This window comes from Mesorhizobium sp. M1088 (assembly GCF_040318575.1).
In the GTDB taxonomy this organism is placed as follows: domain Bacteria; phylum Pseudomonadota; class Alphaproteobacteria; order Rhizobiales; family Rhizobiaceae; genus Mesorhizobium.
Map to the genome: position 1 here is coordinate 1 of NZ_JAMYMO010000073.1, position 12,237 is coordinate 12,237.

The following is a 12,237-nucleotide window of genomic DNA, read 5'->3' on the forward strand; positions in this document are numbered from 1 at the left end:
CGCTTACCCCAACCGCAACGGCCGCCTGCGCGGCCGTGGGGGCCAACCAGCAACCGGCGCCCGTATCCCCGGGGCGCCGTTTCTTGCGGACCGTCTTCGTGGGAGGCGAAACGGCAGGTCCGCCGCATGCTTGCCGCCGGTGTTTTGGCGGAAGAAGGTTCGGACGCGGTAGCTGCCTGAGCCCGGGTCGTCCGAGTGATGCCCCCATCCCCCGGACGAGCCACACCGCGTCCTATGCTCTGCTTAATCGATTTGGCGCGCCCGCGGCATGTTACCCGAGGTTACATGTCACTGTTACGCGACCGTTCCGGCCGATTTTCTGGCGATGTGTTGGTTTCGGGCAACAAAAAAGCCGGATCAATGAAGACCCGGCTGAGTTTGATTGGAAGTGCCTGTTAAGGCTAACCTCCAGAGGGGAACACTCGAGAGCGCTAATGGGAGGAGAACGCGCTCAGGAGATGATCTATATATGTGCTCTTCATGCCCAAGAAACAAGCATCTATTTTGCAACACTCACATGCAAAAAGGCGCCGGCTGTGGTCTAATCCGTCCCGAAGCGCAATAGGACCAGTTGAATCGCTGAAATATAGCCTGCGGCAAGGCAAAAATCGATCCGCGGCCGCGAATCAGCAGCGATTCCTGCTCGGAAAATCGAAAAACGCAGGATGACGTGGAATCGTGCAGCACGCGTTTGTTTTTTCGGCAGCCAGACCTTGCTGGTGCATGCCGCCCAAAAGCCCGCCATCGAGCTTGACCTGAGGTGCGGCGGCTTGGGTTACGTGCCGGACAAGACCTGAAGCGCGTTGCAGGAGACCGTTCAAGGCCGCGCCCGTAAGGAGAGCTATATGCGAGCCACTTCGGCGATCGCCGGCAGCGTCATCTTCCTTGCTGTAGCGCCCGGCGTGGTCGCCGGACTGTTGCCTTGGCTGCTGACCGATCGCTATCGCCTGCCTTGGTCGAGACTGCCCGGTTTCGTTCCTGTGGGCTGGCTGCTGGTTGTCGCCGGCACAGCCATACTGCTGCACGCCTTTGCCCGGTTTGCCCTGGAGGGTCGGGGTACGCCCGCCCCGGTCGCGCCGACCGAGAGGCTGGTCGTCGGCGGCATCTACCGCCATGTCCGCAATCCGATGTACGTCGCCGTGCTGTCGATCGTCCTCGGCCAGGCACTGCTGTTTTCGAGCTGGACGGTCGCCGCCTATCTAGTCATCGCCGCGGCCGCCATGATCTCCTTTGTGAGACTATATGAGGAACCGACGCTTGCCCGCCGCTACGGTGACGAATACGAGGCCTACCGCCGTGCCGTACCAGGCTGGCTGCCCCGCCTGACACCTTGGCGCGGCTGAAGCAGGCTCCAACGCAACGTCACCACGGCAGCGGGCCGTCCTCGTTCGAGAACGTGCCCGTCGGACCGTTCGCGTCGAGAAGCGCGAGGCGCACGGGCTCCCGCGCGGCCTGTTCGACTGTGCGCGGACCTTCGAAGTTGTTGAGCTCCGTCGCGGTGTAGCCCGGGCACGCAGCGTTGACCTTGATGCCGGTCTCCTCGAGCTCGATGGCGAAGGCGAGCGTCATCGCGTTGACGGCCGTCTTCGACGGGTTGTAGACGGCGCCAAACGACGTGCGGTACGGAAAGGCCGGATCCGCGTTCAATGTCAGCGAGCCGGCGCCGCTCGATACGTTGACGATACGCGCCGCCGGCGCCTCACGAAGGAGCCGCAGCATCGCTTGCGTGACGGCAACGATGCCAAACACGTTCGTCTCGAATACCGCGCGTACGTCGTCGAGGGAGGCAATGCTCGGGCGGCCCGAATTGATGATCTCCTCGAGCGGCCTGCCCGGCTTTCCCGCATGGGAGATGCCGGCATTGTTCACCAGCACGTCGAGGCGGCCGAGTTCGATGCGGATGCGCTCTGCCGCGGCGGCGATCGACGCCTGATCGGTGACGTCGAGCTGCAGGGCGTGGGCATCCTCTCCGATGCTATTTGCGGCTGCCTCGGCATGCTCGAGCCTGCGCGATCCTACGAGCACGGTAAGGCCGTTCGCCGCGAGGTCCTTGGCGATCTGAAGACCGATGCCCTTGTTGGCCCCGGTGACCAGGGCGACGGGTTTGTCCTGCATGGTAATCTCCTTTTGTGCACCGATGTGTGGCCAACACCGCCTTGCCGTGCTAGATATAAGTCAAACGGAACCACGTTCCATATATATCCGGAACAAGGTTCCGTTTGCAAGAGGTAATTTGATGGGCGAAAAAACGCCGAACGGCAAAACGGATCAAGGCGATCGTCTGGAACCCCGCGACCGCGCGGATCGGCACGTGCGCGCCGACGCACGGCGCAACATCGACGCGTTGCTCCGGGCGGCCATGGCGGTGTTCGCGACCTCCGGCGTGGAGGCTCCGGTGCGAGAGATCGCGGAAAAGGCTGGCGTCGGCGTCGGCACCGTCTACCGCCATTTTCCACAGCGCTCGGACCTGATCGTGGCCGTCTTCCGCAACGAGGTTGACGCCTGTGCGGACGCCGCGCCGATCCTGGCCAGAAAGCATGAGCCCGGTGAAGCGCTGGCCCTGTGGATGCAGCGCTACGTGGATTTCATCACGGCAAAACGCGGCCTCGCGGCAGCCTTGTACTCAGGCAATCCGGCATTCGACACTTTGCCTGCCTATTTCAACCAACGGCTCCGGCCCGCGCTTCAAACATTGCTGGAGGCGGCGGCCGCGGCCGGCGAGGTGCGAGCCGATATCGAGCCGGGCGACCTGTTGGGGGCGGCCGCCAGCCTTGCCATGCCGGCACATGGCGGCGGCCCTGCCCAGGCGCGGCGCATGGTTGCCCTGCTGGTCGACGGTTTGCGCTACGGCGCCAGCACGCTGGCGGATATGCGTTCCTAGTCTATACGCCGACAATTGGCGAAACCGGCGATACGTCCCCTTCTCCCCGTCACTATACGGGGAGAAGTGCCCGGCAGGGCGATGAGGGGCGGCGCGGCATATCAGGACTGCCCATCGCAGGCCAAGTACGACCAAAGGCTGGTGCTGCCCCTCATCTGGCTACCGCCATCTTCTCCCCGTATAGTGACGGGGAGAAGGACGCTTTCGCCGAAGCTTTCGCCAATAGCGGACAGTGCTCGGAAGTCGGTAAGCAGCGCTGGCAAACTAGAACGACCAGCTGCGCGCCTTGGCTATGATGAAATCGCGGAAGACATGCAGCTTCGCCTGGTTCTTCATCGCATCGGGATAGGCGAAATAGGTATCGAAGGACGGCACTTCGGTCTCGGGCAGCAACTGCACCAGTCCGGAATCCTTGCTGACCACGTAATCCGGCAGCATGGCGATGCCGGCGCCGCCCTGCACCGCCCGCTTGATCGACAATATGTCGTTGATCTGCAGCGTCGGCACCCTTTGCCCGCCTTCGAAATCGCCGACCGTCTCCAGCCAGTTCAGTTCCGACAGATGCGCCGGCACCGGCACGCCGAAGGTGACGATGCGATGGGTTTTCAGCTCGGCGATCGAATTCGGCTTGCCGTATTTGTTTACATAGGATGGCGCCGCGTAGAGATGGAAATGCACGGTGAACAGGCGGCGCTGGATGAGGTCCGGCTGCTGCGGCTGGCGCAGCCGGATGGCGCAGTCGGCCTGGCGCATCGTGAGATCGAGCTCCTCATTGGCCAGGATGAGCTGCAGGCTGACCTCGGGATAGAGCTCGATGAATTCCTGCACGCGCTCTGTCAGCCAGCCAGCGCCGAGGCCGACCGTGGTCGTCACCCTGAGCACGCCGGAGGGCCGGTCCTTGGTTTCGGTCAGTCGCGACTTGATGGTTTCGAGCTTCATCAGCACGTCGTGCGCCGTGCGGAACAGCATCTCGCCCTGCTCGGTCAGCACCAGGCCGCGGGCATGGCGATTGAACAGCGGCACGCCGACGTCATGCTCGAGCGCGCTGACCTGCCGCGAGATCGCCGATTGCGACAAATGCAGTGTTTCCGCGGCATGGGTGAACGACCCCGCTTCCGCCGCGGCGTGAAACACGCGTAGCTTGTCCCAATCCAACGCCATGATTTCCCCTCGTCCTGTTTTCTGGCGTCCGCCTGTTTTCGGCGTCTGAATGAAAAATCAGGCTTTTGCGCGGCTTTTCTCAGCCGCTTATCGAACAATCACTCCGCCGCTTCGCGGTGAACCTCGATCCCCGCCAGATATTTTTCCGCCTCGAGCGCGGCCATGCAGCCGAGACCGGCCGCCGTCACCGCCTGGCGGTAGATGTCGTCGGTCACGTCGCCGGCGGCGAACACACCCGGCATATCGGTGCGGGTCGAATCCGGCGCCGTCCACAGATAGCCGTTCGGCTTCTGCTTCAGCTTGCCGGCAAACAGCTCGACCGCCGGCGCGTGGCCGATCGCCACGAACACGCCGTCGACCACCAGATGCATCTCCTGCCCGGTCACCACGTTGCGCAGCTTCAGCCCTTCGACCGACGGCGGCAGCGGCGCCTTGCCGGGCCTGCCGGTGATCTCGTCGACCACCGTGTCCCAGATGACGCGGACATTGTCTTTCCGCAGCAGCCGCTCGCGCAGGATGCGCTCGGCGCGGAAATCGCTGCGCCTGTGGATAACGGTGACGCTCTTGGCCAGGTTGGAGAGATAGAGCGCTTCCTCCACCGCCGAATTGCCGCCGCCGATCACCGCGACGTCCTTGCCGCGGTAGAAGAAGCCGTCGCAGGTGGCGCAGGCCGAGACGCCAAAACCCATGAAGGTGTGTTCGCTCGGGATGCCCAGCCATTTGGCCTGGGCTCCGGTGGCGATGATCAGCGCGTCGGCGGTATAGATCGTGCCGGAATCGCCCTTGGCGCGGAACGGCCGCACGTTGAGGTCGACCTCGGTGATGATGTCGTTGACGATGTCGGTGCCGACATGCTCGGCCTGCCTGAGCATCTCGCTCATCAGCCATGGACCCTGGATCGGTTCGGCGAAGCCCGGATAGTTTTCGACATCGGTGGTGATCATCAGTTGCCCGCCCTGCTGCAGGCCGGCGACCAGCATCGGCTTGAGCATGGCGCGGGCGGCATAGATCGCCGCCGTATAGCCGGCGGGGCCGGAGCCGATGATGAGAACAGGCGCGTGCTTGGTGATCATGAAAAACCTCTGCGGGGAGCAGCCATGGATTGTGGCATGAACTCTCGTCGATTGTTGCGCGTAATGTAAGTGTTGCCTGCGACGCCAGCAAGGCAAGTTGCCGTTCGTCCCCGGAAAGCTTCGGCGCCGGCGACAGCGACAAGCAACCCGCAGCAAGATGATGCGAAAATCCTCGATCCAGCGGATGGAATAGACAGCAAAGTCGTTTAATTACAAAGTCGCGAAAGATTCTTTCGCGCCACCACGGAAGCCACCATGCCGATCAAGGCCGATCTCGATGCCATCGACTGGAAGATCCTGCGCGAGCTTCAGCAGGACGGACGCATGACCAATGTCGAACTGTCGGGCCGCGTCGGCATGTCGGCGCCGCCGTGCCTGCGCCGCGTCAGGCGGCTGGAAGAGGCCGGCATCATCCGCGGCTACCGCGCTTTGCTCAACGCTCCGGCGCTCGGCCTCGACGTCGTCGCCTTCTGTCTGATCGGCCTGCATCACCAGGCCGACGCCGAACTCAAGACCTTCGCCGAGCGCACCCGCGGCTGGCCGATCGTGCGCGACGCCTGGATGGTGTCGGGCGAGTCCGATTTCCTGCTGCATTGCGTGGCGAGCGATCTCGGCACCTTCCAGACCTTCGTCATCGAGGAACTGGCCTCGGCCCCCAATGTCGATACGGTGCGAACCGCGCTGACCATCCGCCGGGTCAAAGACGAAGGGCTGGTGGCGTTTTCGGCTTAAGAGAGCAGGCAAAGCGGCTGTGAAACAAAAAACCGGAGACAAAAAACCCGCCTCGGTGGGCGGGATCGTCGGTGGAATCATCACCATACCGAAATTAGTAGCATAGCTGCCGGCACAAAGCAAGAACAAAATTGACTTCAGCGTTGAAGATTGGCTTCATTCCAGCTTGGGTTCCTCGCCCCACGAAAGTGGGGAGAGGTGGCTCGGCGAAGCCGAGACGGAGAGGGAACCGCGCTCTACGAAGCCCCCTCTCCGGCCGCTGCGCGGCCACCTCTCCCCCGCTTCGCGGAGGGCGAGGAATCCAGGTCCTGAGAGTTCGAGGATCACCCTGCGTCGCAGAGGCGCGTTTCGACCATTTCGCACAAATGGTGGTAGAGGCACAAATGCCCCTGCTGGATGATCGGCGTCGAGGTCGAGGGTACGTTGAGCAGGATGTCGGAGAGCGGCTTCAGCTTGCCGCCGGTGTCGCCGGTCAGGCTGATCACCGTCATGCCCATCATGCGCGCCTGTTGGGCGGCGGCAAGGATGCTTGGCGAATTGCCGCTGGTCGAGATGGCGAGCAGCACGGCGCCCGCCGAACCATGCGCCTCGACCTGGCGCGCAAACACCGTGTCGAAGCCGTAATCATTGCCCCAGGCGGTCAGCACCGCCGCGTTGGCCGGCAGCGCGATGACGTTGTAGGCCTTGCGCTCCCTGAGGAAGCGGCCGACCAGCTCGCCGGCGATATGGATGGCGTCGCTGGCCGAACCGCCATTGCCTGCTATCAGCAGCGCCTTGCCCTGCGAAAGCGCGGCGACGACGGCGCTGACCGCCCGCTCCATCTCGCTGGTCAGGTCGCGCTCGACCATCGCCGAAATCGCGGCCGCCGAGCGCGCCAGGTAATCGTTCAGTTCGGACATGAAACCCTCAGTTCCCGGCGCGTAATCTGCCGATAGTGCCGGTCGTGCTCTTGCCGGCGACGAGGTCGACCAGCACGACGCGCCCGCCGGCCTTCTGCACGACATCGGCGCCAACCACCTGATCGACCGTATAGTCGGCGCCCTTGACCAGTATGTCGGGGCTCAGCGCCTCGATCAGCGAAAGCGGCGTATCCTCCTCGAAGATGACGACGGCGTCGACCGAGGCAAGTGCTGCCAGCACGCAGGCCCGGTCATGCTGGTCGTTGACCGGGCGCCCCGGCCCTTTCAGCCGGCGCACCGAGGCATCGCTGTTGAGGCCGAGCACCAGCCGGTCGCACTGGCTGCGCGCCGCATGCAACAGGCTGACATGGCCGGCATGCAGGATATCGAAACAGCCATTGGTGAAGCCGACGCTCAAGCCCTCGTCTTTCCAGCCCACCACCAGCCGTGCGGCGGCGGCGGCATCGAGGATCGCATCCAAGTGGGCGACCGGACCATGCGAGCGAAACAGCGCACCGGTGAGTTCCTCGATCGTCAGCCGCGCCGTGCCGCGCTTGCCGACGACAACACCGCCGGCGGCGTTGGCGATCGATCCGGCCATGACACGATCAGCCCCTGCTGCAAGAGCCAGCGCGAAGGTCGCGATTACCGTGTCGCCGGCGCCCGAAACGTCGAACACTTCGCGCGCCTGCGTGGCGATATGGCGGGCGTCATCCGCACCGATGACGCTCATGCCCTTTTCGCTGCGCGTCGCGACGACGAAATCGAAACCGTGCGCCGAAATCAGCTGGCGTGCCGCCGCCTCGATTTCGTCGTCGGCAAACACTGCGCGGCCGACCGCCTCGCCGAGTTCCTTGCGGTTGGGCGTGATTGCCGTCGCGCCGGCATAACGCGCATAGTCGCGGCCCTTCGGGTCGACCAGCACCGGCTTGCCCGCTTCCCGGCAGATCGAGATTAGCTCGCCGGCGACGCCGTCGAGCAGCACGCCCTTGCCATAGTCGGACAGAATGACGATGTCGGCGCGTGCCAGCGCTTCGCGAAAATGCCCGACCAATGTCGCGCGCTCGGCATCGCCCAGCGGCTTGATTTCCTCTTCGTCAAAACGCAGCACCTGCTGGTTGAGCGCGCTGAATCGGCTTTTGGACGACGTCATGCGATCGGCATCCTGCGCCAGCCCGCCGGTGTCGACGCGAAATTCGCCGAGCATGCGCATGAGGTTCTTGCCGGCCTCGTCAGCGCCGATCACCGAGACCGGTATGACGGCAGCGCCGAGCGAAACGATATTGGCGACGACATTGCCGGCGCCGCCCATCGCCAGCGTTTCGCCGCGCCCGTGCAGCACCGGGATCGGCGCTTCCGGCGAAATGCGCTCGATCACGCCGTTGACGAAACGGTCGAGGATGAAATCGCCGACCACCAGCACGGTGGCGCTGCCGAAGCGCGAAATGGCGCGGTGAAGAGGTTCGGGAGAGGGCAGCTTGATCATGTCAACGCGTGGGAGAGCCGATTTTCAGTGACGGGGGATTCGATTGGCAGGGCCGGCCGTTCATGGCGATGCCGATATACCGCAATTTCAGCCGACGCAACGGCAGGCCTTCGACCGATCGCGGCGGCGCAACAATGCGTCAGCTTTTCTGCAACGCGACATGCACGCCCAGTCCGACAAGCACCGCACCGCCGGCGCGCCGCATCAGGCGCTGCGCCCGGCTCGACTGCCGCAGCCTGGCGATCACCGCGCCGGCCAGCACCACGCAAACAATGTCGGCCGACGAGAACATCAAATTGACGATTGTTCCAAGCACGACGAACTGCAGCCAGACCGGAAACGCTGCCGAGGCATCGATGAATTGCGGCAGGAACGCCATGAAGAAAATCGCCGTTTTTGGGTTGAGCACCTCGACGGCAACGCTCTCGAAAAAGGCGCGGCGGGCGGATTTCGGCTGAATTCCCGGCAAGACAACGTCGCCTTGCGCCTTGGCGCGAAACAGCGAAACACCGAGCCAGATCAGATACAGCGCACCGACCAGCTTGACCGCCATGTAAAGCACCGGCACGGAATGGAAAAGCACCGACAGGCCGACAGCGGCGGCGAAGACGTGTGCGTAGCCGCCAAGATGGATGCCGAGCGCCGCCATCAGCCCGGACCAGCGGCCGCGCGCCATGGTTTGCGCGGCGGCATAGAGCATAGCCGGGCCGGGGATATAGGCGAAGATCGCCGTGGTGGCGAAAAAGGCGACAAGCAGTTCGGTTGACGGCATTACCTTGCTCCTGTCGCCGGTCGGCCGGCAGGCCGACTGAAACGTGACGTTTGCGGCGCCACTATGGCGCTCATCCGGCCGCCCCGCCACCTGCTTTGTCGACAGCCCGGCCCGCCTCCCCTATAAGGCCAGAATCCCACAAGGGCTACAACCGGCACAAGGTACCAGAGGCTTTCATGATCATCGTCACGGGCGGCGCCGGCATGATCGGTTCCAACATCGTCGCCGCGCTCAACGCCGACGGTTTCAGCGACATCCTCGTTGTCGACGACCTCACCGACGGCCACAAGATCGCCAACCTCGCCGATCTCGAGATCGCCGACTATCTCGACAAGGACGATTTTCTGGCGCGGATGGAGGCCGGGGACCTCGGCCGCATCGAGGCCGTCTTCCACCAGGGCGCCTGCTCGACCACCACCGAATGGAACGGCAAGTTCATGATGGAGGTCAACTACGCCTATTCGAAGCGCCTGCTGCACGCCTGCCTGGCCCTGCGCTTGCCCTTCCTCTATGCCTCGTCCGCTTCGGTCTATGGCAGCGGCGCCGAGTTCCGCGAGGAGCCGCAATGCGAACGGCCGCTGAACGTCTATGCCTATTCGAAAAAACTGTTCGACGACTATGTCCGCCGCACCGTTTTCGATACCGATCACTCGCCGGTGGCGGGCCTGCGTTATTTCAACGTCTATGGACCGCGCGAGGCGCATAAGGGCGCCATGGCCTCGGTCGCCTTCCATCTGTTCAATCAGGTCGAGCAAGGCCAGAACCCCAAGCTGTTCGGCGCCTATGGTGGTTTCGGGCCCGGCGAACAGAGCCGCGACTTCATCCATGTCGGCGATGTCGCCGACGTCAATCTGTGGCTGTGGAAACGCGGCTCGAGCGGCATCTTCAACTGCGGCACAGGCAAGGCCCAGCCGTTCCGCGCCATTGCCGAAACGGTGATCGATACGCTCGGCAAGGGCCAGATCGAATTCATCGAGTTTCCCGACCACCTCAAGGGCAGCTACCAGAGCTTTACGCAAGCTGATATGTCCCGCCTGCGCGCAGCCGGTTACAATGGCCAGTTCCGCACAGTGGAAACCGGCGTCAGAGACTATGTCGAATGGCTGAAAGCCCAACGATCCTCGTGATCGGCCCACGCTGGGTGGGCGACATGGTGATGGCGCAGTGCCTGTTCCAGGCGCTGAGGGAGCTTCATCCGGATGCCGCCATCGACGTGCTGGCGCCGGCCTGGGCAGCACCGCTGGTCAAGCGCATGCCCGAAATCCGCCAGCAGATCGACCTGCCGCTGCAATCCGGCGCGTTCGAATTCCGCATCCGAAGGCGCTTCGGCCGCCTGCTGCGCGGCCGCTACGACATGGCCTTTGTCCTGCCGGGAAGCTGGAAATCGGCGCTGATCCCGTTCTTTGCCGGCATTCCGCGCCGTGTCGGCCATCTCAGGGAAATGCGTTACGGGCTGCTGACCGACATCGTGCCGTTGCCCGATCGCCTGAAACGGCGCACCGCGCAGGCCTATTTCAGCCTTGCCCGTGGCGGCGCCTTCCAGACGCCGAAGCTCGCCGTCGATCAAGCCAGCCAGGCGGCACTGCTCAGCCGTTTCGGGCTGACGGCGGGGAAATTCGTGGCACTCATGCCCGGCGCAGAATTCGGCCCGGCCAAGCGCTGGCCGAGCGAACACTATGCCGGCCTTGCCCGTGAGATGATGGCGAAAGGGTTTGGCGTGGCGCTGTTCGGATCGAAGAACGACGCTGAGGTGACGGCTGAAATCGCCGCGCTGGCTCCGGGCGCCGTCGATCTTGCCGGCCAGACGCGGCTCGAGGATGCCATCGACCTGATCGCCGCGGCGAGGCTTGCCGTCTCCAACGACAGCGGGCTGATGCATGTCGCCGCCGCCGTCGGCACGCCGGTCGTCGCCGTCTACGGCTCGACCTCGCCGCAGAACACGCCGCCGCTCGCCGATCGCCGCGAACTGGTCTCGCTCGGCCTGTCCTGTTCGCCCTGCCACAAGAAGACCTGCCCACTCCGTCATCTCAACTGCCTGAAAACGCTGGAGGTCGAACGCGTCGTGGCGGCGGCGGAGCGGCTGCTGGAAATGCCGGCCGCCGCATGAAAGTGCTGATCGTCAAGACATCGTCCATGGGCGACGTCATCCACACCTTCCCGGCGATCGAGGACGCGCGCCGCGCTCGGCCGGATATCTCCTTCGACTGGTGTGTCGAAGAGGCATTTGCCGGCATTGTGGCGCTGCATCCAGCCATCCAGACCATCCACAGCGTGGCGATCCGGCGCTGGCGCAGGAAGCTGCTCGAGCCCGGCACATGGCGGGAAGTGATCGGCTTGCGCCGCGCCTTGCGCGATTGCCGCTACGACCTCGTTCTCGATGGGCAAGGCTTGCTGAAATCGGCGCTGGTGGCGCGGCTGGCGGCAGCGCCGATCGCCGGTTTCGATCGGTCGAGCGCTCGGGAGCCGTCGGCGACCTTGTTCTACGACCACCGGTATCCCGTGCCGCGCGGCCTGCATGCCATCGAGCGCACGAGACGCCTGTTCGGGCTGGCGCTCGGCTACGAGCCGGATCTTTCCCGGCTTGACTCCGGCATCGCGCCGCCGGCCGGAAGATCCATTCTTGTCGGTGAAAAGACCGCCTTCCTGCTGCATGGCACCAGCCGCGAGGACAAGAAATGGCCGGTCGCGGACTGGATCGAAACCGCCCGTCTGCTGGTGGACAAGGGGATGACGCCGGTCACCACCTGGTCGAACGATCGGGAACAGGCGGCTGCCGAAGCGATCGCCGGCGCCGTTTCGCAAACCGTGGTGGTCGCCAGGTCGCCGCTTGCCGAGATCGCCGCTGTCATCGGCGGCTCGGCGCTGGTCATCGGCGCCGACACCGGCCTGACCCATCTCGCCAGCGCTTTCGGCCTGCCGACGGTGGCGATATTCCTCGCTACCGAGCCTGGCCTGACCGGCCCGCGTGGGCCATTCTCATCGACGCTGCTGGCCCCACCTGGGAAGCGTATGACGCCAGCGGAAGTGATAGCGGAAGCTGAAAGGCTTGTGGAGCGCCAGACGCTTGATCAGGCCGGTGGCCGCTGATTTGCTCAATCAATTCAATCGGAAGGTCAGCGCTGCCCCCTTCCCTTCTCCCCTTGTGAGATCTTTGCACAGAAGCCGATCAGTGATTCTGTTGTGAGGTTGGAGCAGGGAGATTCGCGATGGTGGATCGTGTTCTGGGTCAGTTG

General features: G+C 64.0%; 13 protein-coding genes. 6 read left to right on the plus strand and 7 right to left on the minus strand.

The features are described from left to right. Positions 1–541: 541 nt before the first annotated feature. Positions 542–745, minus strand: a complete 204-nt coding sequence (locus tag NKH49_RS33600) for a hypothetical protein (protein ID WP_352929888.1) — start codon at positions 743–745, stop codon at positions 542–544. A gap of 100 nt (positions 746–845) precedes the next feature. Between NKH49_RS33600 and NKH49_RS33605 the strand changes: the two genes are divergently transcribed. Beyond that, the gene (locus NKH49_RS33605) at positions 846–1,343 is read left to right on the plus strand and encodes a methyltransferase family protein (protein ID WP_352541068.1); all 498 of its coding nucleotides are present in this window, start codon (positions 846–848) and stop codon (positions 1,341–1,343) included. A gap of 19 nt (positions 1,344–1,362) precedes the next feature. Here the strand turns inward: NKH49_RS33605 and NKH49_RS33610 are convergent, their stop codons facing one another. Further along, on the minus strand, positions 1,363–2,115 hold the full coding sequence (locus tag NKH49_RS33610) for an SDR family oxidoreductase (RefSeq protein ID WP_352469808.1): 753 nt from the start codon (positions 2,113–2,115) through the stop codon (positions 1,363–1,365). 121 nt (positions 2,116–2,236) lie between these two features. On the opposite strand from NKH49_RS33610, the gene NKH49_RS33615 reads away from it, so the two are divergent. Beyond that, positions 2,237–2,881 (plus strand): TetR/AcrR family transcriptional regulator, encoded by a 645-nt coding sequence (locus NKH49_RS33615; protein WP_352541067.1) that lies wholly within the window; start codon positions 2,237–2,239, stop codon positions 2,879–2,881. 264 nt (positions 2,882–3,145) lie between these two features. Here the strand turns inward: NKH49_RS33615 and NKH49_RS33620 are convergent, their stop codons facing one another. Together NKH49_RS33620 and trxB are read right to left on the minus strand one after the other, a co-directional pair. After that, on the minus strand, positions 3,146–4,042 hold the full coding sequence (locus NKH49_RS33620) for a LysR family transcriptional regulator (protein WP_023678345.1): 897 nt from the start codon (positions 4,040–4,042) through the stop codon (positions 3,146–3,148). 98 nt (positions 4,043–4,140) lie between these two features. Next, a complete protein-coding gene (gene trxB / locus NKH49_RS33625; protein ID WP_352450433.1) occupies positions 4,141–5,115 on the minus strand; it encodes a thioredoxin-disulfide reductase in 975 nt (324 codons plus the stop codon). 255 nt (positions 5,116–5,370) lie between these two features. On the opposite strand from trxB, the gene NKH49_RS33630 reads away from it, so the two are divergent. Further along, complete coding sequence (locus tag NKH49_RS33630) at positions 5,371–5,847, plus strand: Lrp/AsnC family transcriptional regulator (RefSeq protein ID WP_352929893.1); 477 nt, start codon at positions 5,371–5,373, stop codon at positions 5,845–5,847. A gap of 323 nt (positions 5,848–6,170) precedes the next feature. Here NKH49_RS33630 and NKH49_RS33635 read toward each other — a convergent pair whose 3' ends face one another. From NKH49_RS33635 to NKH49_RS33645, 3 genes are all read right to left on the minus strand, one after another. After that, the gene (locus tag NKH49_RS33635; RefSeq protein WP_023678348.1) at positions 6,171–6,746 is read right to left on the minus strand and encodes a D-sedoheptulose-7-phosphate isomerase; all 576 of its coding nucleotides are present in this window, start codon (positions 6,744–6,746) and stop codon (positions 6,171–6,173) included. 7 nt (positions 6,747–6,753) lie between these two features. Then, positions 6,754–8,232: a D-glycero-beta-D-manno-heptose-7-phosphate kinase gene (gene rfaE1, locus NKH49_RS33640; RefSeq protein ID WP_352929896.1), complete on the minus strand. Its 1,479-nt coding sequence runs from the start codon at positions 8,230–8,232 to the stop codon at positions 6,754–6,756. 139 nt (positions 8,233–8,371) lie between these two features. Next, positions 8,372–9,004, minus strand: a complete 633-nt coding sequence (locus NKH49_RS33645) for a LysE family translocator (protein WP_352929899.1) — start codon at positions 9,002–9,004, stop codon at positions 8,372–8,374. 176 nt (positions 9,005–9,180) lie between these two features. On the opposite strand from NKH49_RS33645, the gene rfaD reads away from it, so the two are divergent. From rfaD to waaC, 3 genes are read left to right on the plus strand one after another with little or no spacing between them, the layout of a single operon-like run. After that, on the plus strand, positions 9,181–10,131 hold the full coding sequence (gene rfaD / locus NKH49_RS33650) for an ADP-glyceromanno-heptose 6-epimerase (protein WP_352929902.1): 951 nt from the start codon (positions 9,181–9,183) through the stop codon (positions 10,129–10,131). After that, positions 10,104–11,111 (plus strand): lipopolysaccharide heptosyltransferase II, encoded by a 1,008-nt coding sequence (gene waaF / locus NKH49_RS33655; RefSeq protein ID WP_352929904.1) that lies wholly within the window; start codon positions 10,104–10,106, stop codon positions 11,109–11,111. Before rfaD ends, waaF begins: the two co-directional genes overlap by 28 nt. Beyond that, positions 11,108–12,091, plus strand: a complete 984-nt coding sequence (waaC, locus tag NKH49_RS33660) for a lipopolysaccharide heptosyltransferase I (RefSeq protein WP_352929907.1) — start codon at positions 11,108–11,110, stop codon at positions 12,089–12,091. Before waaF ends, waaC begins: the two co-directional genes overlap by 4 nt. The last annotated feature ends 146 nt before the right edge of the window (positions 12,092–12,237 follow it).

Excerpts from the sequence above, each read along its gene's own strand:
- NKH49_RS33600 (WP_352929888.1), bottom strand. The coding sequence starts at position 745 with ATGGCGGGCTTTTGGGCGGCATGCACCAGCAAGGTCTGGCTGCCGAAA.
- NKH49_RS33605 (WP_352541068.1), top strand. The coding sequence starts at position 846 with ATGCGAGCCACTTCGGCGATCGCCGGCAGCGTCATCTTCCTTGCTGTA.
- NKH49_RS33610 (WP_352469808.1), bottom strand. The coding sequence starts at position 2,115 with ATGCAGGACAAACCCGTCGCCCTGGTCACCGGGGCCAACAAGGGCATC.
- NKH49_RS33615 (WP_352541067.1), top strand. The coding sequence starts at position 2,237 with ATGGGCGAAAAAACGCCGAACGGCAAAACGGATCAAGGCGATCGTCTG.
- NKH49_RS33620 (WP_023678345.1), bottom strand. The coding sequence starts at position 4,042 with ATGGCGTTGGATTGGGACAAGCTACGCGTGTTTCACGCCGCGGCGGAA.
- trxB (WP_352450433.1), bottom strand. The coding sequence starts at position 5,115 with ATGATCACCAAGCACGCGCCTGTTCTCATCATCGGCTCCGGCCCCGCC.
- NKH49_RS33630 (WP_352929893.1), top strand. The coding sequence starts at position 5,371 with ATGCCGATCAAGGCCGATCTCGATGCCATCGACTGGAAGATCCTGCGC.
- NKH49_RS33635 (WP_023678348.1), bottom strand. The coding sequence starts at position 6,746 with ATGTCCGAACTGAACGATTACCTGGCGCGCTCGGCGGCCGCGATTTCG.
- rfaE1 (WP_352929896.1), bottom strand. The coding sequence starts at position 8,232 with ATGATCAAGCTGCCCTCTCCCGAACCTCTTCACCGCGCCATTTCGCGC.
- NKH49_RS33645 (WP_352929899.1), bottom strand. The coding sequence starts at position 9,004 with ATGCCGTCAACCGAACTGCTTGTCGCCTTTTTCGCCACCACGGCGATC.
- rfaD (WP_352929902.1), top strand. The coding sequence starts at position 9,181 with ATGATCATCGTCACGGGCGGCGCCGGCATGATCGGTTCCAACATCGTC.
- waaF (WP_352929904.1), top strand. The coding sequence starts at position 10,104 with ATGGCTGAAAGCCCAACGATCCTCGTGATCGGCCCACGCTGGGTGGGC.
- waaC (WP_352929907.1), top strand. The coding sequence starts at position 11,108 with ATGAAAGTGCTGATCGTCAAGACATCGTCCATGGGCGACGTCATCCAC.